Below are 25,717 nucleotides of genomic sequence, written 5' to 3' on the forward strand. Positions count from 1 at the left end.
GGGATATTGCATGTCGAGCGTCATTGCGAGCGTAGCGAAGCAATCCATCGCACCCCACATGCGGATCGATGGACTGCTTCATTGTTGCGCTCTTCGCAACGACGGAAGCGCTAGCCGTATTGAAAGATTTGCATGCTCACCAAGACCCCGCACCTGTTCGATGACGCCACTGCCGTGACCGCCGGCGACAGCCGCTGGCAGGGACGGACCAGCCCGGATTACTGGGCGTTCGTCGGCCCGTTCGGCGGCTGCACGGCGGCGACCATCCTGCGGGCGCTGATGCAGCACCCGCAGCGCGCGGGCGATCCGCTGGCACTGACGGTCAACTACTGCGCGCCGGTCGCCGAGGGCGCGTTCGATCTCGATGTCCGCCTGGTCAAAGCCAATCGTTCGAGCCAGCACTGGTCGGTCGAGATGACGCAGGGCGGCGGCGAGGTCGCGACGCTGGCGACCGCGGTGTTCGCCGAGCGCCGGCCCTCGTGGTCGCACCAGCCGGCCGACTTTCCCGGCGCGGGGCCGTTCGAGCAGCTCCGGTCCTATCCGAAGCTCGCGATGACCTGGGCCAACCAGTACGACTTCCGCTTCGCCGAGGGCGAGCCGAAGTTCAGCGGTAGCGCCGCGAAGGAACCGTCGAGCGCCTATTCCAAGATGTGGATTGCCGATCGCGTGCCGCGCAAGCTCGATGCGCTGTCGCTGATGTCGATGTCGGACGCCTTCTTCGGCCGCGTGTTCCACGCGCGGCACGAGCTGGTGCCGTTCGGCACGGTGTCGCTGACGACCTATTTCCACGCCGACGCGGCGGATCTGGACGCAGAGGATACCACTCGCGTGCTCGCCACAGCCGACGCCAAGACCTTCCACAAGAGCTATGGCGACCAGCACGGCGAATTATGGTCGCCCTCCGGCCGCCTGCTGGCGACCACGACGCAGATCGCCTACTTCAAGGCCTAAGCGAAGCGCACATATCCACATTGGTCTGTCGCGACCGGATTGCCTATTTCAAGGGTTGAGGGAACATTGGCGCGTCGCTTCTGTTCCACGCCTTTGGGAGCACCGCCGCATGTCCGAAGCCGACAATTCCAAACCATCGCGCATCGCTTTGCTGGGCGTTCCCATCGAGATCGGCGCATCGCAGGCCGGTCCGCTGATGGGACCGGACGCGCTGCGCACCGCGGGTATCGCCCGCCTGCTCGAGCAGCTCGACTTCCAAGTTGACGACCACGGCAACCTGGCGATCCCGGCTGTTGTCGCCGACGGCCCGGTGCCGGCGAACACCAGATTCTACGACGAGGTGAAGACCTGGACCCGCGCGCTCTCCGAGCGCGCCTACTGGCTGGCGCATTCCGGCGCGATCCCGATTTTCATGGGCGGCGATCACTCGTTGTCGATGGGATCGATCAACGGCGTCGCACGCTACTGGAAGGAAAAAGGCCGGCCGCTGTTTGCGCTGTGGGTCGACGCGCATGCCGACTACAACACGCCGGCCACCACCATCACCGGCAACATGCACGGCATGTCCGCGGCCTTCCTGTGCGGCGAGCCCGGCCTCGACGACCTGCTCGGCGGGCTGCCGCGCGCCTCGATCCCGCCCGATCAGCTCGACCTGATCGGCACCCGTTCGGTCGATCCGCTGGAGCGCAAATTGCTGCGTCAGCGCAATGTCGCGATATCAGACATGCGCCAGATCGACGAGTTCGGCGTCGCCGTGCTGACCCGCCGCGTCATCGAGCGCGTCAGGGCAAAGAACGGCGTGCTGCATGTCTCGTTCGACGTCGACTTCCTCGACCCGGCGGTGGCGCCCGGCGTCGGCACCACGGTGCCTGGCGGCGCGACCTATCGCGAAGCGCATCTGATCATGGAGCTGCTGCACGATTCCGGGCTGGTGCGTTCGCTCGATATCGTCGAGCTCAATCCCTTCCTCGACGAGCGCGGCCGCACCGCGCGCGTCGCGGTCGAATTGATCGGCAGCCTGTTCGGCCTGCAGATCACCGACCGCCAGACGCCAAGCAACGCGGTGCTGCCCGAGATGGGCGAGTAGCACATACCCGGACCCGTCATCCTGAGGTGCGAGCACTTGCGAGCCTCGAAGGATGTACGGCCCGGCTGGTGGCCGGCGACCCTTCGAGACGCCGCTGCGCGGCTCCTCAGGGTGACGGAACGAGGACGTGTCGCGCGGATAGAGGAAGACAACTGCAATAAAAAAGGCGGCCACGAGGGCCGCCTTTTCAAATCGCGGGATCGTTGCGCGCTTTACTCCGCCGCCAGCTTCACTTCCGGCGCGGCGGCGCGGACTTCGGCGTCGACCTGCGCTTCGAACTTGGCAAAGTTCTTCTGGAACATGCCGACCAGTGCACGCGCGGTCTTGTCGAACTCGACCTTGTCGGCCCAGGTCTTGATCGGATCGAGGATGTGCGGCTCGACGCCCGGCAGCGAGGTCGGCACCGCGAAGCCGAAATACTTGTCGGTGCGGAAGTCGGCATTGCGCAAGCTGCCGTTCAGCGCCGCGGTGAGCAGCGCGCGCGTCACCTTGATCGGCATGCGGCGGCCGGTGCCGTACTTGCCGCCGGTCCAGCCGGTGTTGACCAGCCAGCAATCGACATTGTGCTTGGCGATCAGCTCGCGCAGCAGATTGCCGTAGACCGACGGATCGCGCGGCAGGAACGGCGAGCCGAAGCAGGTCGAGAATTCCGGCTGCGGCTCGTTGCCGAGCCCGCGCTCGGTGCCCGCGACCTTCGCGGTGTAGCCGGACAGGAAGTGATACATCGCCTGCGCCGGCGTCAGCTTGGCGATCGGCGGCATCACGCCGAAGGCGTCGGCGGCGAGCATCACCACATTCTTCGGATGCGGCGCGCGGCCGGTGCGCGAGGCGTTCGGGATGAAATCGAGCGGATAGGCCGAGCGGGTGTTCTCGGTCTTCGAGCCGTCGTCGAAATCCGGCACGCGATCATTCGCACCGAGCACGACGTTTTCCAGCACCGCGCCGAAGCGCTTGCTGGCGGCGTAGATCTCGGGCTCGGCCTCGGCGGAAAGCTTGATGCACTTGGCGTAGCAGCCGCCCTCGAAATTGAAGATTCCGTCGGCGCTCCAGCCATGCTCGTCATCGCCGATCAGCGTGCGCTTGGGATCGGCCGAGAGCGTGGTCTTGCCGGTGCCGGACAGGCCGAAGAAGATCGCGCTGTCGCCGTCGGGGCCGACATTGGCCGAGCAGTGCATCGGCATCACGCCCTTTTCGGGCAGGTAGAAGTTCAGCGTGGTGAACACGCTCTTCTTCATTTCGCCGGCATAATAAGATCCGCCGATCAGGACGATCTTGCGGGCGAAATCGATCGCGACGACGTTCTCCGACTTGCAGCCGTGACGTTTCGGATCGGCGCGGAAGCTCGGCAGATCGATGATCGTGAGTTCCGGCACGAAGCTCGCGAGCTCCGACGCCTCGGGGCGAATCAGCAGCGTGCGGATGAACAGCGAGTGCCAGGCGAGCTCGGTGAAGACGCGGGTCTTGATGCGATGCGTCGGATCGGCGCCGCCATAGAGATCCTGCGCGAACAGCGTCATGCCTTCGGCATGCTTGAGGAAGTCGGCATAGAGCGCCGCGAACTGCTCCGACGTGATCGACTGGTTGCCAGCCCACCACATGCTCTTGTCGGTCAGGTCGTCGCGGACCGTGAACTTGTCCTTCGGGCTGCGGCCGGTGAACTCACCGGTATCCGCGCAAAGCGCGCCATCGGCCGAGAGCACCGCTTCGCCATTGCGCAACGAATGCTCGTAGAGCTGCGGCGCGCCATAGTTCCAATGCACGCCTTTGAGATTTTTTAAGCCGAATTTGTCGGCGCCGAAGGCACCGTTATGCACGCCCGTCTCTTGCACGAAGTACCTCCTCGAACCCGCGTATCCTTGTTCGCGCGAATGTCGCTAATCGCGCCCTGCCGCGGTGACCGTCATCAGAATATAGCCTCTCGGCCCCGGTCCGGCGACCTAATAGTGGGGATCGCCGGGCTTGCCAAGCCAGTCGAACGGCTTTTGGTTGATTCCAAGGCGGGCACATCATCTGGCGCAAATACCGCAGCGCGGGACCCTTTCGTTTTGCTTTCGCTTTCGCATTGTTTTCACAGCAGTCGGGCGGCGTTCCACTACCTTTCTCGCTGCGTACAAGGCGTTGCGATGCACAAAAGGTGCCAGCTAGCGGGCCGCGCCTTCGCCGATCAGGGCGAACGGCGCCCAGAATGCCGGGTATGCATTTCGCGCCGAGGATGTGTCGTTGAGATAGGCGAGCATCGCCTGGCGCAACGCCTCCGCGCGTCCCAGTTTGGGATCGGCCTTCAGGCGATCGAAGGTCGAAATGGTCAGCCGCGTTGCGGCCTCCGAATCCACCGACCAGTGCGACACCAGCAGTACTCGCGCGCCCGCATAGAAGAACGAGCGCGCCAGCCCTGACAGGGCTTCGGCACCGGGCTTGTCGCCGGCGATCGTGTTGCACGCAGATAGCACCACCCAATCGGCGTTGAGCTTGAGCTGCGCGACCTCGCTCGAGGTGAGCAGTCCGTCGTCAAGGTCTGACGGCTGATTAGGAATGCTCAACACCAGCGAAGGTTCCGCAACTCCCTTCACATCGCCTGCAACCAGGCCATGCGTTGCGAAATAGATGATTGCGTAGTCAGCCAGTGGCGCGCGCTTCACCACAGTTTCGCTCGCGTCAGCGCCGAGATGGATGTCGGAGGCTTCAGCGCCGAGATCCTTTGCGACCGCATTCAATTCGTCGGCGGTGTCAGGCAGTTGCGGCAGCGCGGCGGCAAGCCGCGCACGATCGACGCCGGCGCCTTGCCAGAAATCGGTGTAGGCCGACGTCACCAGCGCGCGCGAGGCCTGCTTGACCGCGGTGCGATTGGCGCCCGAGCCTTCGCGCGACGGATTGAACAGCGGATCGCCAAAGCCGGTCAGCGGCTTTGTGCTTTGCTCCTTGCGCGCGAAGACGCGCGACGCCTTCAGGCTGGAAGCCGCAGGCAACACCGATACCGCCTGCCGCTTCAACAGCCATGCCGCGTCGCGATAGCCGGCAAATGTTTCGGGAATCGCTGAAGGCGGCGGCTCGGTGACCAGCAAATGGAATGGTAGCGCTGTCAACGCTCCTACAGGCGCGACCAGCAGGCTGCGCTTGTCCCTGACCAGCGCATCGACCGGGCCGAGCAGCGCCGCGTAGAGCTCATTGGCCAGTGCGAGATCGAACAGGCCGGCCTTGCCGCTGGCATCGCTCGCCTTGCCGATATCGAGCCCGCGGCGAAATGCAGCAATTTTGGCAGACAGCGCATCGCCGCCGAGGGAGACCTGCTTCCAGTCGACCGCGTCGCGGGTCAGCGCGAACACGAAGCTTTCCTTGTTAGCGACCGCGAACAGCACCATCGCCTCGTCGGGCGAGAGCAGCGCCTGGATCTCCCGCGCGGTCATCGGCAAGGGATTCGACAGCGCGGCATAGTCGGGGAACTCGATCGCAAAGGTCTTTTGCAGGCCGGCACGCTCGGTCGCGATGGCGGCGAGCCGCGCGCGGCTGCGCGCCTCGGCCGCGGCGTCGCGCTTGGCGCGGTCCTTCGACACCGCCGACAGCAGCGACTTGTCGAGAGCCTCGGCTTCCGCCGCGAGGTCCTGGTCGCGGCGCACCAGCTGCGCGAGACGGTCGGTGCCGGCGGCAAGCCGCACCGCAAGCTTGTTCACGGCCGACGCCGCCGATGACTGCGTGGCGCGCTGGACCACATTCAGCGCAGCGTCGAGCGCCCTGTCGCCGGTCAGCAATTGCTGGCGCTGCGCGGCGAGCAAGACCGGCAGCGCTATGCGGAGCTGCGCCCGGCCATTCGTGATCGAGGTCTCGACGATCGGCAGCGCGTCGGCGCTGCGGCCTTCGGCCTGGTAGAGCCCGGCGAGGTTGTTGAGCGATATCGCAAGATCGGGATGATCGGGTCCCAGCGCGCCTTGCCGGATCGCAACAGCGCGCTGATAGAGCGGCTCGGCATCGGCATAACGGCGCTGCCGATCATAGAGATCGGCGAGATTGTTGAGCGAACGCGCCACATCGGGATGCTCGCGCCCGAGCACTTTCTCGCGGATCGCAAGCGAGCGCCTGATCAGCGGTTCGGCCTCCGCATAGCGCCCCTGCACCTTCTCGACCTGGCCGATATTGTTGAGCAGGGTCGCGACCGCGGGATGCTCCGGACCAGCCGCCTTCTCGTAGATCGCGAGCGCCCGCTTGAACAGCGGCTCGGATTCCGCGTGCCGGCCAAGCTTCTCGTACAGCGTCGCGAGATTGTTGAGCGATTGGCCGAGATCGGGATGGTTTCGACCTAGCGCCTTCTCGCGGATTGCCAGTGCCCGCTTGAACAACGGCTCGGCATCGGCATAGCGCTCCTGCCGCTGATAGAGCGCGGCAAGGTTGTTCAGTTCAGGCGCGGCATCGGCGGAATCAAGACCCGACACTCGGTCGAGGATCGCGATGGCGCGCTTCAACAACGGCTCGGCCTCGGCGTCGCGGCCCTGCGCGCCGTAGATCTGGGCGAGATTGTTCAGCGCCGCCGCGACATCGCGGTTATCGGACCCGTACTTCTTTTCGAGGCTGTCGAGCAGGCCCTGCGCCAGCGGCAGCGCTTCGGCATATTTGCCGGCGCGGCTGAGCGCGTTGATCCTGGCGCTGAGCGCTGCGACGCTGCCCTGCTGTGCGAATGCCGGTGCGGACAGGCTGCTGCTCGCGGCCAGCGCAAGCCACAGCGTGACGACCAGATGGTTGCCTGACTTCATAGGCCTCGCTCCTGGCGCAGCAAGTTCGCGCAAGGAGCAGCGGCCATGCGACATCATGCCTCGCTGCGCTGCCTTCCTCAGTTGCGCTGCCTTGGGTCGCGGCAGCGGCGGCGTCCGTTCAAGACAAGGCCTGAGATTATCGCGATGCTATTGCTTGGCGCGCGCCTCGCCGGCGAGCCGCACGAGCATCTTGCGCAGCAAGGTGCCGTTGGTGACCCTCTCGGGGAAATCGAGCCGCAGCGTGTTGCGGCCGGCCTGCATGTCCATGCCCTCTGGGTCGCTGCCGGTGCAGAGCCAGTCGGCACTTTCCGCGCCGAGCAGCCGCGTGGCGTAGAGGTTCATGGCCTCGCGGTGATCCTCGTTCATATGCGCCACCGCGCCGGGCTCGGCCTCCAGCAGCGCTTCGGCCCCGCCGAGATCGGTCAGGAACTGCGCCGGCTTGAGGTCGACGATACGGCCGAACCCGGCCACCAGATGGGCGCCGCTCGGCTTTATCAAGAAGAACGAAAAATCCTTAAATTCTACAAAGGCTTCCGCCGAAGGATGGGCGCCGAGATAGCGCCGGCGGACGAGCTCCCGCTCAGCCTCCGCGACCTCCTCGGCCTTACCCCCCAGCATGATCCGGGCGCCCTCCAGCGGATCGCCCTCGGCGCGCTCGTCCAGCATCAGCGACACCCGGCTATCGGCAAGGATGTTCTTGGTGTGCAGCGCCAGCCGCGAAATCAGCAGGATTGGCGAGCCGTCGGGATGACTGGCCAGATTGACCAGCGAGCAATAGGGATCGCCGGTCCCGGTCATCAGCGTGGCGAGCGCCCCCTGGCGGCTGCGGCGCAGCAGCGAGCGGGCAAGACGGGCGGGGTCGAAGTCGGCGGTCGGTTGCATGGGTCTATCGGATCATTTTATGGGCGAATCGGGCCGGTTCCGCATGAAAAAAGGGCCTTTTCTCAGGGTCTAAGGGTGCTATATGGGGTCCATCGCTTGGGTCGCAGCGTTTTTGCGGAACTCGGTCACACTTCAGCCCAGCTTGCATTGCTCGTTGACCGCGTTCGAAGCCCATTTCCACGGCGCGTCGCCAGAGTGCCCGCCGCTTAAGCCACTCTCAAATTGTGAAAGCAGCACATGCCCACAATCGCCCTGGTCGACGACGACCGCAACATTCTTACTTCGGTCTCGATCGCGCTCGAAGCCGAAGGCTATCGCATCATGACCTACACGGACGGTGCGTCGGCGCTGGATGGGTTTCGCACGTCGCCGCCCGATCTGGCGATCCTCGATATCAAGATGCCGCGCATGGACGGCATGGAGACGCTGCGCCGGCTGCGCCAGAAGTCCGACCTGCCGGTGATCTTTCTCACCTCGAAGGATGAAGAGATCGACGAATTGTTCGGCCTGAAAATGGGCGCCGACGATTTCATCCGCAAGCCGTTCTCGCAGCGCCTGCTGGTCGAACGCGTCAAGGCCGTGCTCCGCCGCGGCCAGCCGAAGGATCCGACCGCCGCGCCGAAGGAGCCGGACGCCCGCGCGCTCGACCGCGGCCTGCTGCGGATGGACCCGGAGCGCCACACCTGCACCTGGAAGAACGAGCCGGTGACGCTCACCGTGACCGAATTCCTGATCCTGCAGGCGCTCGCCACCCGCCCCGGCGTGGTGAAGAGCCGCAACGCACTGATGGACGCGGCCTATGACGACCAGGTCTATGTCGACGACCGCACCATCGACAGCCACATCAAGCGGCTGCGCAAGAAGTTCAAGGTGGTCGACGACGATTTCGAGATGATCGAGACGCTGTACGGCGTCGGCTATCGCTTCAAGGAAGCCTGATCTGCACTTCCCGGGCGGCTTGTTACCTGACAGGGTCCGCACGGCTGGGGTAAGCTCGGGCCACCATTTGCTTCGCGGGACGACATCCATACCAACCGGCAGCTTTGCCAGTGCTTGATCGAACGCAGCTCGAGCAGGGACTGAACACCGAGGACGCGTCCCAGCTCCTCGATCACGAGGCCGTGGCCGACGACGTTGCGCAGGACTTGGCGCAGGAAAAGGGCTGGCGCCGGCCGCTCGGTTGGCTGCGCCGGGCCGGTCAGTTCTTCTTCGCGCTGTCGTTCTCGAGCCTGACGCGCCGCATCGTCTCGCTCAACCTCGCCGGCCTCGTCGCGCTGGTCGCTAGCATCCTCTATCTCTCGCAATTCCGCGCCGGCCTGATCGAGGCGCGCACGCAGAGCCTCTTGGTCTATGCCGAGATCATCTCGGAGGCGATTGCCGCCTCCGCGACCGTCGAAGGCAATACCGTCACGATCGATCCCGACCGCCTGCTCGACCTGAAGCCCGGCGAGAGCTTCGGCCAGCCGGATGAATCGGCGGATTTCCCGATCAATCCCGAACGGGTCGCGCCGATCCTGCGCCGCCTGATCGCGCCGACCAAGACGCGAGCCCGCATCTTCGACCGCGATGGCGGCCTGATCCTCGACAGCCGCAACCTGTTCGCGCGCGGCGACGTGCTGCGCATGGAGCTGCCGCCACCGTCGGAGAAGTCGTCGCTGTACGACAAGACCAAGGCCACGATCAAGACCTGGCTCAACCGCGGCGACCTGCCGATCTACCGCGAGCTCGGCCCCGAAGGCGGCAAGGGCTATTCGGAAGTCGCGCAATCGCTCGAGGGCATGAAGGGCAGCGCAGTGCGCGTCACCGAGCGCGGCGCGATCATCGTGTCGGTTGCCGTTCCGGTGCAGCATTTCCGCGCCGTGCGCGGCGCACTGATGCTGACCACGCAGGGCGACGACATCGACCAGCTCGTGATGTCGGAGCGCCTCGCCATCCTCAAGATCGGCGGGGTCGCCTCCGCGGTCATGATCATGCTGTCGCTGCTGCTGGCGAGCACGATCGCAGGCCCGGTACGCCGGCTCGCCGACGGTGCCGAGCGCGTCCGTCACCGCATCCAGACCCGCGTCGAGATTCCCGATTTCACCGGGCGCCGCGACGAGATCGGCCATCTCTCCGGCGCACTGCGCGACATGACCAACGCGCTCTACAGCCGCATCGAGGCGATCGAGATGTTCGCGGCCGATGTCGCCCATGAGTTGAAGAACCCACTGACCTCGCTGCGCTCCGCGGTGGAGACGCTGCCTTTGGCGCGCAACGAGAACAGCCGCGCGCGGCTGCTCGCCGTGATCGAGCACGACGTCAGGCGGCTCGACCGCCTGATCTCCGACATCTCCGACGCAAGCCGGCTCGATGCCGAGCTGCAGCGCCAGGACATGGCGCCGGTCGACCTGCGCCGGCTGCTGACGACGCTGACCAGCGTCGCCAACGAGACCCGGCTCGGACACGACGTCGCCGTCGAAGCCCGCTTCGAGGGCCGCGGTCCGACCGACACGCTCTCGGTGCCCGGCCATGATTCCCGGCTCGGCCAGGTGATCTCGAACCTGCTGTCGAACGCGCAATCATTCTCCAAGCCGGGCGACAAGGTGCGCATCGTTTGTCGCCGCAGCCGCGGCGAGGTCGAGATCATGGTCGATGATGACGGGCCCGGCATCGGCGAGGACGCGCTGGAGCGGATCTTCGAGCGCTTCTACACCGACCGGCCGCATCAGGGGTTCGGCCAGAACTCCGGCCTCGGGCTTTCGATCTCCAAGCAGATCATCGAAGCGCATGGCGGGCGCATCTGGGCCGAGAACCGCCTTGGCCCCGTGGACCAAGACGGCAAGCCCACCGTCGCCGGCGCACGCTTCGTGGTCAGGCTGCCGTCGCTATGAGCGACAATTCAAGCGTGCACGCATCCGCCGTTCTGATCGGCGAGCGTGCGGTGCTGATCCGCGGCCCCTCGGGCGCCGGCAAGTCGCGTCTGGCCTTCGACCTGATTCTCGCCGGGCGCACCGGAGTGCTCCCGCCGGCCATTTTGGTGGGGGATGACCGTGTCTATCTCGACACAGCCGGCGAACAATTGTGGGTTCGCCCGGCACAGCAATTGGCCGGCCTGATCGAAATCCGAGGCCTCGGAATCCGCCATTGCCCGTTCGCAAACGAGGCCGTGGTGGGGCTGGTCGTCGACCTCGCGGCCGACGACGCCGCGCGGCTGCCGTCGCCGGAGGCGCTCAAGACTCGCCTTAATGGTGTTTCAATACCGCGAATTCCCGTACCGACCGGCTTCCAACCCCTGCCGCTGGTTGTCGCTGCGCTGACGACAACCTGAAAGTTCATGTTCCCGTAATCTTGCGGCCAATTGTGAGAAGGGAATTGGTAACCATATCACATCCACTATCGCGTCGGATTTTGCCGGCGCAGCCTCCCCTCTCTACCGCCAGGAACAGGGAGACTAGCCAAGATGCCCTCTTGCGCAGGGCCTCTGGATGGTCAAAGTGGCGCGTTCGTGCGGTGCACCAAAGGGCGCCCGCGAGGAGTTTCCGATGATTGGTCTAGTGCTGGTGACCCATGGGCGCCTTGCCGACGAGTTCCGAGCCGCGCTCGAACACGTCATGGGTCCGCAGAAACAAATTGAAGCAATTACGATCGGCGCCGAGGATGATTCCGATCTCTGTCGAAGCGACATCATCGAGGCGGTGAACCGCGTCGATAGCGGCGACGGCGTTGCGATCCTCACCGACATGTTTGGCGGCACGCCGTCGAACCTGGCGATCTCCTGCATGAGCCGCCCGAAGGTGGAAGTGCTCGCGGGCATCAATCTTCCGATGCTGGTCAAGCTCGCCAAGGTCCGCGAGGAGCGTTCGCTGCCCGACGCGATCGCGATGGCCCAGGAAGCCGGCCGCAAGTACGTCACGATCGCCAGCCGCGTTCTCGCGGGCAAATGAGCGGCGAGGCCCCGGGCGAAAACCAGGTCGGCCCGGGCGTGCCGGCGGGCGCCATTTCCCGTGAGCTCTTGATCGTCAACAAGCGCGGCCTGCATGCGCGGGCATCGGCGAAATTCGTCCAGATGGTCGAGCGCTTCAACGCCGAGATCTGGGTCACGCGCGGCGGCGAGACCGTCGGCGGCACCTCGATCATGGGCTTGATGATGCTCGCCGCCGGGCCCGGCACCACGGTCGTGGTCTCGGCAAAGGGCGAGCAGGCGCAGCAAGCACTGGACGCCATCGCCGAACTCGTCGCCAGCAAGTTCAACGAGGAAGGCACGTAAGGGCTGCCCGCCCGCTAGGCCAAGCCATCACCGTCACCCTGAGGAGCGCGCATCGCGCGCGTCTCGAAGGGTCGACGGCCCGACTGTGGCCGTGCATCCTTCGAGGCTCGCAAGAGCTCGCACCTCAGGATGACGGAACGGCAATGGCGACTGTTCAAGACAGTTGGTGGCAACGATGCCGCGGCGCTACTTCGCCGGCGGCACCAGATAGACTTTCCAGACCGTCGACGGGCCGGGATGGCCGTTGAAGAAGCGCATGGTGGTCATCACCAGCGGCTCGGCATCCCTGGCATTCTCCGCCATCCATGCCTCGCACGGCTTCAGGAACACCGGATCGGTGGTGTCGCAGACGCCGATGAAGCCGAGGCGCTTGGCCTCGTCGAGTGATGTCAGCCCCGACGACCACGCCTCGCCCGGCACCAGCGACGCCGGATGATCGGGGCTGTAGAACGTCATCGGCTCGCCGATGTCGGAACGTGCGACGACCACGGCCCAGCGCGAATGGAATTTAGCCTGCCAGGTCTCGGTGAGCTCGCGGGCGAGCTCGGAGCGCGCGGCGTAGGTCGAGGCGCCATTGTGGCTCGACGCCATCTCCTGCGTGGCGATGCTGGGCGCAGCGATCAGCGTGGCAACCGTGGCCACCAACCAGACGGCTGATATCGAGAACAGCGCCATGCGCGGGACGCGCAGCGAGGGGATCGCAACCAGCGCAAGCGGCACCAGGAAGAACAGCGGGATGCCCCAATCAGTCTTGATATAGACCTCGAAAGCCAACGCGCCGAGCGGCGGTCCGATCGCGACGATCGACTGGATGATCCAGACGTTGAGCGCCTGCGGACGATTGACGCCCGGATTGGGTCCGCGCGACCAGATCCGCGCCAGCACGTCCGACGGCCGCCACGGCACCGACCCGAGCAGCAGCGCCACGAGCCCCAGCACGACGGGAATCGCGAGCAGCCCGACATTGTGCACGATGTAGCCGATCACGAGCTGGACGTTGAGTGCGCGGCTCGAGAGCGCGTAGACATCGCCGGCATAGGTGAACGGCAGGAAGTTCACCTCCTCCAGCCACACCAGATGCGGAATCATCGCCACGACCATCGTGCCGATCGCAACCCATGGCGCCGGCGAGCGCAGGAATTGCATCCGCTGCGGATGGATCAGCGCAGCAAGCCCGATGGCGCCGATCATCGTCACCACCCAGTACTTGGTCATCAGCGCCAGCATGGCGGCAAAGCCGAGCCAGAGGCCTGATTTCACGGTGCGCTTCTCGAACGCGTTCAGATAGGCCAGCACCAGGAGCGGCAGCGGCACCAGCTGCGCGAGGTCGGCGTTGTACTTGAAGCCCTTGAAATTGAAGATCGGGTAGAGCGCGAGCATCACCACCATGAAGAACGCACGGCGGCGATCGACGACCCGCAGCGCGATCAGCCAGCACACCACCAGCGCGAAGCTGACGGTTGCCATCGCGAGCGCGTAGGTCGACCAGTTGGTGACCGGGAATATCCTGAACCAGACCCCGGCGATCCAGCCCGACAGCGGCGGATGCTTGCCATAACCAAGCAGGAAGCGCTGGCCCCAGGCATAGGCCTCCGCGACATCCATATGGACGTCCTGCGCGGCCTTGAGCCTGATCAGGATCAGCGTCCAAAAGATCGCGTGGACCAGCGCGAAGCCGATCACGAGCCACAGGCCGGTCCCGGGACTGGTTGCGCGCGAGGCAACCCATGCGGCGATGCGCCGGATCGTCAGCTTGCGGCTGGTGCGCCGGGCGGCAGGGAGGGTGGAGACGGTCGACATGGCCTGTACCTAAAGGCATGACCCGGAAAACTGGAAAGTGGTTTTCCGAAGGGATCATGCCGAATGGAAGCGGAAGCGCGATGAGTGAATGCTCACCAGCAGTTCAGCGCGCTTTAGCGCGTTTTTGTGGCGAGTGAAATCAGCTTGGCGTGAGAACGCCTCAAACCGGCCGATTCACTTTCCGAGAAGCTCCGGCCGGTACTCGAAATGCATGGTATCGTAGTGATACCATTTGCCGCCCCAGATGAATCCGTGGCGCTCGAAAATGTCGACGATCTGCTGCGGCATGCGGTTTTTGTAGGCGATTGTGCTGCCCTTGCCCGCCCACAGCCAGTAATCCGAAACTTTCAGGTTGAGGTCGATCGCAGCGGCGTAGCCATGCATGCTCATCCGGCCGGTATCGGCGACGGCGCGACACGACAGCACACCGGCGATCGGAAAGGCGGCGGCGCGCAGCGCCGGAGCGAGCGCGTCGATCTCGGCCGAGACCTGCTTGAGACGCTCGGCCACGCCGTTGACCCGCGTGACCTGAACCGGCTTGCCCCAGGATCGCGGCAGCCAAATGATCGTCACCAGGTTCCGCCTGACCTCATCCGTATTGCAGTCGCGGTACATCTTCTTGAAGAAGGCCTCGTTGCGGAAACGGCCGGGATCGGCGTTCGGGGCCGGCGGCGCGGCTGGCCCGGACGGATAGGACAACCGCATCTGATCGAGGATCGACGCATTGCGCAGCATCTGATCGAACGGCTTGCCGACGACGCCGTCATCGACCGCCATCACCGTGCCGTCACGCCAGGTGATCGTGGTGTCGTCGTGCCCGGTCAGCGCGTCGGGATAGGCGCGCACCAGACGGTCGAGCAGCTCGCGTCTGTCTTGGGCACGCGCAAGTGCCGGCATCAGTGCGAGCAAGAGCGTCAGTGCGAGCAAGACATGGGCGCACGCCACCCATCGCACAGCCGTTCCGCGTTTCCCGGCCTGATCGATCGCCGCGACATTGGCCTCTTCGATCGCGTTCATCCTCGGATTCCAGCTGTTCGGCGCTACCAGGCGAAGCGAGGGTTTCGGGCCGAAAGACCTAGCAGAAACCTGCCCGAAAATCGATCGCGGCAGCCCTGACTGAAACACCCCGGTGATTCGCCGCCACACCCCTGCAAAATACCGCAATATGGTTGCCCGCGCGGGGGTGCGGATGCTATCCCGCGCCCCATGACAACTGCCCCGATTTCGAACATCCGCAACTTCTCCATCGTCGCCCATATCGACCATGGCAAATCGACCCTCGCCGACCGCCTGATCCAGATGACGGGCGGCCTGACGGATCGTGAAATGGCGGGCAAGGAGCAGGTGCTCGATTCGATGGATATCGAGCGCGAGCGCGGCATCACCATCAAGGCGCAGACCGTCCGGCTGAACTACCGTGCCAAGGACGGCAAGGATTACATCTTCAACCTGATGGACACGCCCGGCCATGTCGACTTCGCCTACGAGGTCTCGCGGTCGCTGGCGGCGTGCGAAGGTTCCCTGCTGGTGGTCGACGCCAGCCAGGGCGTCGAGGCGCAGACGCTTGCCAACGTCTACCATGCGCTTGACGCCGGTCATGAGATCGTGCCGGTCCTGAACAAGGTCGATCTGCCCGCAGCCGAGCCCGAGAAGGTCAAGCAACAGATCGAAGACGTGATCGGCATCGACGCCTCCGACGCGGTGATGATCTCGGCCAAGACCGGCCTCGGCGTTCCCGATGTGCTGGAAGCGATCGTCACCCGCCTGCCGCCGCCGAAGGGCGACGCCGACGCGACGCTGAAGGCGCTGCTGGTCGACAGCTGGTACGACGTCTATCTCGGCGTGGTCGTGCTGATCCGCGTCGTCGACGGCACCATGAAGAAGGGTAGCCGCATCCGCATGATGGGCACCGGCGCCGCCTACGACATCGAACGCGTCGGCTTCTTCACGCCGAAGATGACGCAGGTCGAGGAGCTCGGCCCCGGCGAGATCGGCTTCATCACCGCCGCGATCAAGGAAGTCGCCGACACGAGAGTGGGCGACACCATCACCGACGACAGGAAGCCGGTCACCGAAATGCTGCCCGGCTTCAAGCCGGCGATCCCGGTCGTGTTCTGCGGCCTGTTCCCGGTCGATGCCGACGATTTCGAGACGCTGCGCGCCGCGATGGGCAAGCTCAGGCTGAACGACGCCAGCTTCTCCTTCGAGATGGAAACCTCGGCCGCGCTCGGCTTCGGCTTCCGCTGCGGCTTCCTCGGGCTGTTGCATCTGGAGATCATCCAGGAGCGGCTGTCGCGCGAGTTCGATCTCAACCTGATCGCGACCGCGCCGAGCGTGATCTACAAGATGAAGCTGACCGACGGCACCGAGTTCGAGATCCATAACCCGGTCGACATGCCCGACGTGGTCAAGATCGCCGAGATCGAGGAGCCGTGGATCGAGGCGACGATCCTCACTCCCGACGAATATCTCGGCAGCGTGCTGAAGCTGTGCCAGGACCGCCGCGGCGCGCAGAAGGAGCTCACTTACGTCGGCTCCCGCGCGATGGTGAAATACGACTTGCCGCTCAATGAAGTGGTGTTCGATTTCTACGATCGCCTGAAGTCGGTCTCCAAGGGCTATGCCTCGTTCGACTATCATCTGACCGACTACAAGCCGGCCGATCTCGTGAAGATGCAGATCCTGGTCAACGCCGAGCCGGTCGACGCGCTGTCGATGCTGGTGCATCGCACCCGCGCCGAGGGCCGCGGCCGCGCCATGGTCGAGAAGATGAAGGAGCTGATCCCGCCGCACATGTTCCAGATCCCGATCCAGGCGGCGATCGGCGGCAAGGTGATCGCGCGCGAAACCGTCCGCGCGCTGCGCAAGGACGTCACCGCGAAGTGCTACGGCGGCGACATCACGCGCAAACGCAAGCTTCTGGAGAAGCAGAAGGAAGGCAAGAAAAAGATGCGGCAGTTCGGCAAGGTCGACATCCCGCAGGAAGCCTTCATCGCCGCGCTCAAGGTGGATAGCTGAGAGGATGTGAGGCTATATCCTCGTCCACCGCTGTCATCGCCCGGCTCGACCGGGCGATCCAGTACGCCGCGGCCTCTCGGCTCAAGCACTGCGGTCTCTGGAATACTGGATCACCCGCATGCGCGGGTGATGACACTGAGCAAGCTGAGCAATCACCCCGTCATCCTGAGGCGCCGTCACGAGCTTTCGCCGGCTTGACGACAACGACACCAGTCCCGCCCGAACCGAAAATCTCGAAAACAACCCCATGCAAAGTAGCCTGAGGTGGATAGCTGACGCGCCGCAGCCGGGGCGCCTGTTGCCCATTTTTGTCCCAGCAACAAAACGCACCATGATTTGAATCGCCACGCTGCGGCGGCCCGACTAAGCTGCCGTCATGTTCCGCATTCTGTCTCTCTCGATCGTCATCCTCGCACTGCTGCAGCCGGACCTGAGCGCGGCCGCTTCGTCGAAGAAGCGGCAGAGCGCCCGCTGGCACGGCTACGGCTTCCTGCCCGGCTACCGGCAGCCGCCCAACGAAACCATTCCCGTGCTCGGTCCGCGCGGCGCGGCCCGCGGCTATCCGGATTATTCGCCGCAATATTGGTATGGCGGGGATTGGCACTATTTCGGCCGCCCCGGATTCTACCGCGGCCGCTACAATGGCGGCAGTTTCGGCCCGTGCTGGACCTGGACACCGATCGGGCGGGCGTGGAATTGCGGGTAGAGCATGATCCGGAAAAGTGTGACGCGGTTTTCCGAAAGATCATGCTCAAACAAGAAGCTAAAGCGCGATGATGGTTCAACCCAATCTCATCGCGCTTTAGCCGCCTCGCTGCGACATCTTGCGCACGCAACTCACAATCCGCTGATCCCGGAATGAGAGGCATGTTGCCCGTCATATTGCCCTCGGACCTCAGATAGGCCACCATCCTCCCTGCGCGCACCACAAAAAACAAAGCGCCGGGGAAACGCATGAGCAAGGACGCTCGGTTCGATTATGGCTGGGTCGTCGTCGGCGCGGGCGCGCTGATGACCTGCGTCGGCTTCGGCACCATGCTGTCGCTCGCGGTGTTCCTGCAGCCGATCTCGGATGCGATGGGCTGGTCGCGCGCCGGCATATCGGCAGCGGCGACGCTGGATTTCCTCTGCATGGGCTTTGCTGCGTTTGCCTGGGGCGCGCTGTCCGACCGGTTCGGCACCCGTATCGTGGTGTTGGCGGGCAGCCTGCTGCTCGGCCTTGGCCTCGTGACGGCAAGCCAGGCGCAGAGCCTGTGGCAATTCCAGCTGTGCTTCGGCGTGCTGATCGGGATCGCCGCCGGCAGCTTCTATGCGCCGATGATGGCGCTCGCCAGCGCCTGGATCGACAAGCATCGCAGCCTCGCCGTCGCCCTGGTGTCTGCCGGCATGGGCGTATCGCCGCTGACCGTCGCGCCGTCCGCAAGCTGGCTGATCACGGCCTATGACTGGCGCTTTGCGATGCTCGTCATCGGCATCGTCGCATGGGCGCTGTTGATTCCTGCGTCGTTCCTGGTGCGCCCCGCGCCGCACGGATCGACCGTCGCGACTGGCGCGGCCGCGAATGCGCCACAAGCGGAATGGACCGTGGCGCAGGCGCTGCGCACGCCGCAATTCATCACCTTGGCACTGGCGCATTTCGCCTGCTGCGCGGCGCATTCCGGGCCAATCTTCCACATGGTGTCCTACGCCATGGTGTGCGGCATCGCGCCGTTGACCGCAGTCACGGTCTACAGCCTCGCCGGCTTCTCCGGACTCGGCGGACGGCTGCTGCTCGGCGTGCTCGCAGATCGGCTCGGGGCAAAGCCGGTGCTGGTCGGCGGCCTGCTGGTGCAGGCGCTGTCGATCGCGACTTATCTGGCGGTGGCGCAACTCGGCGAGTTCTACGCGTTGTCGGTGGTGTTCGGCCTCGCCTATGGCGGCGTGATGCCGCTCTATGCCGTGCTGGTGCGCGAGTTCTTCGGCGCACGGATCATGGGCACGGTGTTCGGCGCGGTGTCGGCCTTCGCGAGCCTCGGCATGGCGCTCGGGCCATGGGCCGGCGGTTACGTGTTCGACACGTTCCACGGCTACACATGGCTGCACGCCGGTTCCTTTGCGATCGGCCTCGCCGCGGTCGCGGTCGCGGTCGCGCTGAGCTTCTCCACCAAGCGCCGGCCGTCGCTCGATCTCGGCCGCGCCACGGCCTGAGCGTGCGCGTCTGTCGATCAATCACACATCGGAGCTTGGGATGGATAGCTGATCTGCGTCGGCGCCGTCCCGCCTTGCCCTCCCCTGTTGGATGGGTCACCATCGTGCATCCGCCCAACAACAATGTCAGAAGGGGCCGAGGAAACGCATGAACAAGCCGCAGGGGTTCGACCTTGTCGAGCGGGCACGCGCGCTGGCGCCGCTGATCATAGCTGAAGCCGACGAGATCGAACGGACGCGACGGCTGACGCCTTCCGTCACCTCGGCGCTGGTCGAAAACGGGCTCTATCGCGCGCTGCTGCCGAAGCGTTTTGGCGGCGCCGAGGCGACGCTCGAAGCGTTCATGCAGATGCAGGAGGAGATCGCCAAGGCGGATGCTTCGACCGCCTGGTGCCTCGGCCAGTGCGGCGTCTGCGCCATGACCGCAGCCTATCTCGAGCCCGACGCCGCTGACGAGATCTTCAACACGGCGCCGGGGATTCTCGCCTGGGGCGCGATCGCCCATGAGGTCCGCGCCGAGCCCGGCGGCTACCGTGCCAATGCGCGCTGGGACTTTGCCTCGGGCTCGCGGCAGGCGAGCTGGCTCGGTGCCCATGTCCGCGTTGTCGAGGCCGACGGCTCGCCGCGCAAGAAGGCCGACGGCTCGCCGGAGATCCGCACCATCCTGTTCCCGATGTCATCGGCTGTGATGTACGACGTCTGGGACGTGATCGGCCTGAAGGGCACCGGCACCGATTCCTACTCGGTCGACAACCTCTTCATCCCGGAAAAATTCGCGGCATTGCGCGATGATCCGGCCGCGTGCCGCGAGGCGGGACCGCTCTACAAGCTCTCCACCAACATGGTGTTCAGCATGGGCTTTGCCGCCACCTCGCTCGGCGTCGCGCGCGCCATGCTGGATGCGGCGACCGAGCTTGCCCGCGGCAAGACCCCGCAGGGCCTGAAGGCGATGCGCGACAACAACGCGGTGCAGGGCCAGATCGGCCGCACCGAGGCGAGCCTGCGCGCCGCCCGCGCCTATCTGTACGCGACCGCGAACGACGTCTGGCGCGATCTGTCGCGCGGCGATCCTATCAGTGAGGCGCATCGGATCGCGATCCGCATCGCCTCGACCTGGACCATCCACCAGTCGGCCGCAGTGGTCGACATCGCCTATCACATGTCGGGGGCAACGGCGGTATTCGCAAAGAATCCGTTCGAGCGGCGGTTTCGTGACATGCATGCGATCGCACAGCAGATCCAGGCGCGCGACACGCAGTATGAGGATGCCGGCAAGGCGATCCTGGCGGGGAATCTCTCCGCACCGCCGACGGCGCGCTAAGGCGCGATGAAGTCAGATTGAACCAGGGCGCGTACTCATGAATCCGCCATGTCGGCTCTGCCCCCTAAAACCTGATATCGCCGGGTGACAACGGCATGTCGGTTTTGGGCCAATATCGGAAGTAACGGACATGACGTTGCGGCGTACGCAGAAGCAGCGTTCAATCTCACAGACGAAGAACGCGACGTATGGGTGCGAGCGCCATGGGATGTGTTACAGCCCAACTTGCCGCACGGGCACGATGCCTCATGACTTAGGAGCGCCGCCAATGCTTTCTGAGTTACACCGGCTGTTAGCCACCAGACCGTGTCAAATACGGATCCAAGGATCCAGCTAATCGGTCCGCCACTTGTCTGGCGGACAGCGTGGACTGCTTTTCGGGATAGAGCGAGCCGACGGAATTCACGACCAGCCCGCTACAAGCGGCAAGAACAACTATCGCAATCGCAGCGAGATATTTGGTCCTCATGACGATGGTCCCTTCATCGCCCCATGAACTAACTGGGCACTCTCAGAAATGGTTCCCGCGCGCAACGATGGTATCGATGGGATGCGTCGACCTCCCACTCCGGGTTCCTCCGAATGGAACATCGCGTCGCGATCAGAGATCAAGGAACGAAAGCGCACGCCGGGCTTTAGAGAGATGCGAGACCGCCCCTCGCTGGTAGAAAGTCCGCGCATGTCGCGGATAGCCAAAGGTCGCGACCAAAGACCCGCTGTTGTGAAAACGAGCGCTCGCGCAGATAGCCAAAAGCGGCGGTCTCCCGGTCCATTCAAAAGTCGCTGGCCGTGCCTCCACTGAGGTTACGGAGGCGGTAGCTACGATGTTGGACTTTGGCTGGCTTTGCATTTACGGGAACGAGAGCAATTGCATGAACCATCGCGTTGACCTTCACCACGCGCACAGCCGCGCCATCGTTCGAGAGATCGGCGAGAGATTGGGCGCGTCGCTGAAGCCAGAGCCGGGACTACCAGAGGGACTTAGACAGCAAATCGACCGGCTCCGCGAATTGGAGGAGCAATCACCATCGATCATTCCAGCGGCCGAGCGCTGGGACAAGGTTCGCCGCTGAGACGGCTCGGCCGAATTGGATGAGCAATGCCATCGGTGAAGCGCCGTGCGTCAAGAATTCTGAATGAGTACGGCGAGGCACAAGCCGAATTGATCGGCAAAGCCGTCGTCCTTACAGATGGAAAAGCAGGCACGGTCGAGCACGTTTGGCTGGATGAATTGCACGGGCTTCGGATTTCGATCAAAGGTCATGACGGAAGATGGCCGGTCTCAACCATCAAGATCACGGAGAACTAGCGCGCTGCACGGCGCGATCCTTTCAGATCAGCCCAATCAAGATGAAAAGAGCGATTTCGGCCAGGAAAGTGGCGCTCATGATCGCGACCGTAAGGAACACGTCGCCCGCCGAGAGAGGATTCATGAATGCCTCGCATCTTGCGAAGCCCCAAGAGTAAATCATTCAGGCCAGAAAATGTTTCGGTTCCAACGCAGACGGCGCGAGATGCGGGCCGCGGACATCCGAGGGCGGCCTAAAGGCAGGGCCCGCTTCGGGTCAAACTCAGAAGTCGGAACACGCAATGGTAACGACCGCTTCACCTCAACACCGGGACTTTCGATTAGCCAGCGCGGCACTTCCGAAAAGGGCCAACAAGGCGACATTCGCGAAATGAAAGAGGCCGCCAACTGAGGCGGCCTTAGTGGATAGCTCCCAATTCTTTCAGCTCGGCGCTCTTGTGAGCGCCAACCGATACTGTTAGTCGCAACGGCGGATCCTGCGGACCGAACCGTCGTCGCGCTCGATCGTGACGGTGCGGCATCCACCGCGATATCCGCGATCATATCCGTTGTCATATCCGTAGGCGCGATAAGCGGGTCGATCGTAGTCTCGGTAGTAACGCCGCTCCGGGCCCACTACTACGCCTCCGAGCGGAGTTTCAACGGCAACTTGAGCCAACGCGGGTGCAGTGGAGATCGGCGTGGCGATGGCGAAACCAGCTACCGCCAATACACCAGCCAGTAACAGGGTTCTCATACGAGTTCCTCCCTAGTTATCGCATTGCTTTCCAACATCCGAGGTAGGGCATGGTTCCTGCACGAAATTCATCCAAACGGCGGGCGGCGTCGGAGCGATCTGATGCGATGGGCCGCTTCCAGACATGCCTGCAAATTAGAGCGGTCCTCCGAATAGCCCATTTGACGGGCCTCCAGCTTTCGCGTCAGCGTCGCCGGGACGCTATGCGCTCAATATCGGCCGCGCATTGATCATTAAGAAGATCACCTAGCCTGCCCACATCCTTGATACCGAAGTACACGTTGCAAGGTGTCTCGGCCAAACGGAAGTGAGGCAACCTGCGCCCGACTTTTACGAATCTGCGGTCACGAAAAACTGGTTCGGATTTATATGTGTCGTATCTGAGTTCGCCGAACGAGCCGACGATATGGCGGACGCTTACATTTCCGTAGCACCACAAGCCGGCATAGACGCAAGCGCCGTTGAGGTATCTCAAATCATATGCAGCAAAGCCATCCGTATCGGCGACGCGCTTGAAGTACCTAAGCCATCTGACGAACATTCTTGTCTGATCGATTTTTACGATCATTCGTTCTGTCGTGAGAATATACGCAAATGCCCCGCCTATGCGCAGCGCGAATAACTGAGGTATGAAAGCAAATATGACTATCACACAGACAACTATCCATCGTCCTCTTACGAGCCCTTCAATGGCGTGTTGCTCGGGTGTTAGGGTATAGATTCCGTGGTACGCGAAAAGCGCCAGGAAAAGAGCTCCCCACGTAGGAACGGTCGTTGAGCAGAAGAAAGTACTGAACCATCCTGGCGTGCCAATCCAGACAACCCGCTCGTCTTCACCCAGCTTGGGTGTCACCCCGGAAGCGTCGACCAGGTCTTGAGGCGGATCGAATATCGACAGACCGCGCTGGATCATTGATCGAAAGCTCGCTTGCAAGGCGCGGTCGAGAATCGAAATTGTCCGCGTCTGAACTCTAGCGCAGGCGAGGCAATGATGCACGCTCTGCGTGTATTAACCGTTAATCCTCCATTCTGAATGCCGCTGAGTTGTGTGCAATCAACCGGACAAGGACAAAGGCCAAGCAGCGCAGGGGGAGGGCTGGGGTGGGTATCGCCGCGAATCCCATCGTGGAGAGAGCCCCCACCCGCCGCGCTCCGGCGCGCAAGTGCGCTGCCGAGCGCGTCGGCCTCCCCCGCAATCGGGAGAGGCGAAGCGAGTCTGCGGTCCGACTGATTCAACCTAACTCCATCCCGCTCCAGCCGCTCGGTACGAAAGTAGCACCGGCGACAACGGTCGCGGCACGAATACCGGCCGCAACAACACCCGGTTGTTAAGCTTTTTCTGAGACTTTGCGGGCGGCGCTAATGCCTGGAGTTCCGCCGGTCCCATGTTCACGCTTCGATCGATTGCCGCCCGCCTGATCCTGGCGATTTCACTGACCGTTGCAGTCGCCTGCGCCATCCTCGGCGGCTTCTCCATCAGCCAGCAGCGCGCACTGACCCGGCTCGCGCTCGATCAGCAGCTCAAGCTGCAATATGACAGCGTGATTGCAGCGATCGACTATGAGGGGCGCGCTGCGCTGGCAGTCTCGGCTGTCATCGCCGCCTTGCCGCCGGTCGAGGATGCCATCGCCAGGGGCGACCGCGATGGCCTCGGAAAGCTGCTCAGCGCTCCCTGGGCGTCGATGAAGGCGCAGGGCATCCCGCTGATCTCGTTCTGGCAGACCCCGGCGACGAGCTTCTACCGGGTCCACGCGCCAAAGCTGTTCGGCGATGACGCCTCCGCGCGGCGCACGACGGTGGTGGAATCGATCAAAGCCGGCAAGCCGATCGTCGGCGTCGAGCCCGGCCGCGAAGCGCTTTCGATCTTCGGCATGACCCCGATCATGCACGACGGCAAGACGCTGGCCAATGTCGACGTCGGCGCCGCCTTCGGCAAGGAATTCGTCGACCGCGCCAAGAAGCGCTTCGGCATCGACCTCGCCGTGCATTCCTTCGACGGCCAGAGCTTCAAGCGGGTGTCCTCGACCTTCGGCGACACGGTGGTCGCGACCCAGGACGAGCTCAAGGGGGTGATGAGCGGTTCGGCACTGCTGCGCGACGCGACGCTCGACGGCCATGCGGTGGAGCTCTATCTCGGGCAGATCAAGAACTATGCCGGCGAACCGGTCGCCGTGCTCGAGATCATCAAGGACACCAGCGACTATGAAGCCGCCGCATCAAGCGCGCAGCGCAATCTGATCCTCGGCACGGTCGCGATCCTGGCCGCAGCCGTGTTGCTCGCGTTCCTGCTCGGCCGCGGCCTGTCCCGGCCGCTCACCGCGATCACCGCCGTGATGAACCGCCTGTCCAGCGGCGATACCAGCGTCACGATTCCCGGCAGCGAGCGCCGCGACGAGCTCGGCACCATGGCCAAGGCGGTCGACGTGTTCCGCCGCGGCATGATCGAGACCTCTTCGCTGCGCGACGCGCAGGAAGCCGACAAGGTGAAGGCTGCAGCCGACCAGCAGGCGTTGCAGCGGCAGATGGCCGACCGTTTCGAATCCGACGTCAAGGGCATGGTCGCCGCGGTCGCGCGGTCGTCGAGCGACATGCAGCGCGTCGCCAACGAGATCACCACCAGCGTCAACGGCGCCTCGGAACGGACCACGGCGGCGGCTGCCGCGTCCGAGGAGGCGTCGGCCAGCGTCAATGCGGTCGCAGCCGCCACCGAAGAGCTGGCCTCCTCGATCACCGAGATCGGCCGCCAGGTCACCCATTCCAGCCATGTCGCCGACAATGCAGTCGCCAAGGCCAGGGAGACCACCGAGATGGTGACGAGCCTGGCCGCATCCGCCGAGAAGATCGGCGACGTGCTGCGCCTGATCAGCGCGATCGCCAGCCAGACCAATCTGCTGGCGCTCAACGCCACCATCGAGGCCGCGCGCGCCGGCGAGGCCGGCCGCGGCTTTGCCGTGGTCGCCGCCGAGGTGAAGGGATTGGCGAGCCAGACTGCCAAGGCGACCGAGGAAATCGCCGGCCAGGTTGGCGCGATCCAGTCAGCCACCGGCAATTGCGTCAGCGCAATCGGCGACATCAGCGGCACCATCCGCGAGATCTCGGGGATCGCGACCGCCATCGCGGCTGCCGTCGAGCAGCAGGACTCGGCGACGCGGGAGATCGCCCGCAGCGTGCAGCAGGCCTCCGCCGGGACCGTTGAGGTCTCCGCCAATATCGCCGGCGCGAGCGAGGCCGCCGGCCAATCCCGCGCCCTCACCGGCAATGTGCTGGATACGTCCGGCCAGCTCGGTGATCACGCATCCGCGCTGTCGCACAGCGTCGACACCTTCCTCGCCGGACTGCGCAACGCCGCTTAATCTTACTGTGCCATAGGCACAATACCCGTCATCCGTCACCCTGAGGTGGCCGCTTCTTCAGCGGCCCTCGAAGGGTCGACGGCCA

At 64.2% G+C, this 25,717-nt stretch carries 21 protein-coding genes; 14 read left to right on the plus strand and 7 right to left on the minus strand.

The features are described 5' to 3' along the window. Positions 1 to 132 precede the first annotated feature (132 nt). Together V5279_RS41755 and rocF are read left to right on the plus strand one after the other, a co-directional pair. Positions 133 to 951 carry a thioesterase family protein gene (locus tag V5279_RS41755; RefSeq protein ID WP_338692633.1) on the plus strand — a complete coding sequence of 273 codons (819 nt, stop codon included), beginning with the start codon at positions 133 to 135 and terminating at the stop codon, positions 949 to 951. A gap of 109 nt (positions 952 to 1,060) precedes the next feature. Further along, complete coding sequence (rocF, locus tag V5279_RS41760; protein WP_338692635.1) at positions 1,061 to 2,038, plus strand: arginase; 978 nt, start codon at positions 1,061 to 1,063, stop codon at positions 2,036 to 2,038. 212 nt (positions 2,039 to 2,250) lie between these two features. On the opposite strand, the gene V5279_RS41765 is transcribed toward rocF, so the two are convergent. The 3 genes from V5279_RS41765 to V5279_RS41775 all read right to left on the minus strand — a co-directional run bounded on the left by V5279_RS41765 (position 2,251) and on the right by V5279_RS41775 (position 7,662). Beyond that, positions 2,251 to 3,867 (minus strand): phosphoenolpyruvate carboxykinase, encoded by a 1,617-nt coding sequence (locus tag V5279_RS41765; protein ID WP_166299449.1) that lies wholly within the window; start codon positions 3,865 to 3,867, stop codon positions 2,251 to 2,253. A 312-nt stretch (positions 3,868 to 4,179) separates the two neighbouring features. Next, positions 4,180 to 6,780: a CHAT domain-containing tetratricopeptide repeat protein gene (locus tag V5279_RS41770; RefSeq protein ID WP_338692638.1), complete on the minus strand. Its 2,601-nt coding sequence runs from the start codon at positions 6,778 to 6,780 to the stop codon at positions 4,180 to 4,182. A 147-nt stretch (positions 6,781 to 6,927) separates the two neighbouring features. Next, the gene (locus V5279_RS41775) at positions 6,928 to 7,662 is read right to left on the minus strand and encodes a HugZ family protein (RefSeq protein ID WP_166299451.1); all 735 of its coding nucleotides are present in this window, start codon (positions 7,660 to 7,662) and stop codon (positions 6,928 to 6,930) included. A gap of 237 nt (positions 7,663 to 7,899) precedes the next feature. Between V5279_RS41775 and V5279_RS41780 the strand changes: the two genes are divergently transcribed. The 5 genes from V5279_RS41780 (at position 7,900) to V5279_RS41800 (ending at position 11,908) form a co-directional block, all read left to right on the plus strand. Further along, positions 7,900 to 8,601, plus strand: coding sequence for a response regulator transcription factor (locus V5279_RS41780; protein WP_016843287.1), 702 nt, complete (start codon positions 7,900 to 7,902; stop codon positions 8,599 to 8,601). 182 nt (positions 8,602 to 8,783) lie between these two features. Further along, on the plus strand, positions 8,784 to 10,532 hold the full coding sequence (locus V5279_RS41785; RefSeq protein ID WP_414645975.1) for a stimulus-sensing domain-containing protein: 1,749 nt from the start codon (positions 8,784 to 8,786) through the stop codon (positions 10,530 to 10,532). Next, positions 10,529 to 10,969: an HPr kinase/phosphatase C-terminal domain-containing protein gene (locus V5279_RS41790; protein WP_338692652.1), complete on the plus strand. Its 441-nt coding sequence runs from the start codon at positions 10,529 to 10,531 to the stop codon at positions 10,967 to 10,969. Before V5279_RS41785 ends, V5279_RS41790 begins: the two co-directional genes overlap by 4 nt. A 214-nt stretch (positions 10,970 to 11,183) precedes the next feature. Next, entirely contained in the window at positions 11,184 to 11,585 is a 402-nt protein-coding gene (locus V5279_RS41795) for a PTS sugar transporter subunit IIA (RefSeq protein ID WP_021076632.1), read from the plus strand. Further along, the gene (locus V5279_RS41800) at positions 11,582 to 11,908 is read left to right on the plus strand and encodes an HPr family phosphocarrier protein (RefSeq protein ID WP_166299454.1); all 327 of its coding nucleotides are present in this window, start codon (positions 11,582 to 11,584) and stop codon (positions 11,906 to 11,908) included. Before V5279_RS41795 ends, V5279_RS41800 begins: the two co-directional genes overlap by 4 nt. A 186-nt stretch (positions 11,909 to 12,094) precedes the next feature. Here the strand turns inward: V5279_RS41800 and V5279_RS41805 are convergent, their stop codons facing one another. Together V5279_RS41805 and V5279_RS41810 are read right to left on the minus strand one after the other, a co-directional pair. Next, positions 12,095 to 13,708: a glycosyltransferase family 39 protein gene (locus tag V5279_RS41805; RefSeq protein WP_338692666.1), complete on the minus strand. Its 1,614-nt coding sequence runs from the start codon at positions 13,706 to 13,708 to the stop codon at positions 12,095 to 12,097. 174 nt (positions 13,709 to 13,882) lie between these two features. After that, positions 13,883 to 14,974: a M15 family metallopeptidase gene (locus V5279_RS41810; protein WP_338692668.1), complete on the minus strand. Its 1,092-nt coding sequence runs from the start codon at positions 14,972 to 14,974 to the stop codon at positions 13,883 to 13,885. On the opposite strand from V5279_RS41810, the gene lepA reads away from it, so the two are divergent. The 6 genes from lepA to V5279_RS41840 all read left to right on the plus strand — a co-directional run bounded on the left by lepA (position 14,915) and on the right by V5279_RS41840 (position 21,543). Continuing rightward, positions 14,915 to 16,726 carry a translation elongation factor 4 gene (gene lepA / locus V5279_RS41815; protein WP_166299456.1) on the plus strand — a complete coding sequence of 604 codons (1,812 nt, stop codon included), beginning with the start codon at positions 14,915 to 14,917 and terminating at the stop codon, positions 16,724 to 16,726. The two genes, V5279_RS41810 and lepA, sit on opposite strands and share 60 nt — an antisense overlap. 376 nt (positions 16,727 to 17,102) lie before the next feature. Further along, on the plus strand, positions 17,103 to 17,432 hold the full coding sequence (locus V5279_RS41820) for a hypothetical protein (RefSeq protein WP_338692671.1): 330 nt from the start codon (positions 17,103 to 17,105) through the stop codon (positions 17,430 to 17,432). A gap of 248 nt (positions 17,433 to 17,680) precedes the next feature. Continuing rightward, positions 17,681 to 18,913: an MFS transporter gene (locus tag V5279_RS41825; protein ID WP_338692673.1), complete on the plus strand. Its 1,233-nt coding sequence runs from the start codon at positions 17,681 to 17,683 to the stop codon at positions 18,911 to 18,913. A 148-nt stretch (positions 18,914 to 19,061) separates the two neighbouring features. After that, positions 19,062 to 20,234: an acyl-CoA dehydrogenase family protein gene (locus V5279_RS41830; protein ID WP_338692675.1), complete on the plus strand. Its 1,173-nt coding sequence runs from the start codon at positions 19,062 to 19,064 to the stop codon at positions 20,232 to 20,234. A gap of 872 nt (positions 20,235 to 21,106) precedes the next feature. Then, the gene (locus V5279_RS41835; RefSeq protein WP_338692677.1) at positions 21,107 to 21,307 is read left to right on the plus strand and encodes a hypothetical protein; all 201 of its coding nucleotides are present in this window, start codon (positions 21,107 to 21,109) and stop codon (positions 21,305 to 21,307) included. Positions 21,308 to 21,333: 26 nt separating this feature from the next. Next, on the plus strand, positions 21,334 to 21,543 hold the full coding sequence (locus V5279_RS41840; protein WP_166299461.1) for a PRC-barrel domain-containing protein: 210 nt from the start codon (positions 21,334 to 21,336) through the stop codon (positions 21,541 to 21,543). 457 nt (positions 21,544 to 22,000) lie between these two features. Here V5279_RS41840 and V5279_RS41845 read toward each other — a convergent pair whose 3' ends face one another. Then, positions 22,001 to 22,279 carry a hypothetical protein gene (locus V5279_RS41845; protein WP_338692680.1) on the minus strand — a complete coding sequence of 93 codons (279 nt, stop codon included), beginning with the start codon at positions 22,277 to 22,279 and terminating at the stop codon, positions 22,001 to 22,003. A 184-nt stretch (positions 22,280 to 22,463) separates the two neighbouring features. Further along, complete coding sequence (locus V5279_RS41850; protein ID WP_338692682.1) at positions 22,464 to 23,192, minus strand: hypothetical protein; 729 nt, start codon at positions 23,190 to 23,192, stop codon at positions 22,464 to 22,466. 472 nt (positions 23,193 to 23,664) lie between these two features. Between V5279_RS41850 and V5279_RS41855 the strand changes: the two genes are divergently transcribed. Further along, positions 23,665 to 25,632 (plus strand): methyl-accepting chemotaxis protein, encoded by a 1,968-nt coding sequence (locus V5279_RS41855; protein WP_338692684.1) that lies wholly within the window; start codon positions 23,665 to 23,667, stop codon positions 25,630 to 25,632. Positions 25,633 to 25,717 lie beyond the last annotated feature (85 nt).

Origin of the sequence: Bradyrhizobium sp. 26S5 (assembly GCF_036923295.1) — a bacterium.
GTDB classification, from domain to species: domain Bacteria; phylum Pseudomonadota; class Alphaproteobacteria; order Rhizobiales; family Xanthobacteraceae; genus Bradyrhizobium; species Bradyrhizobium septentrionale.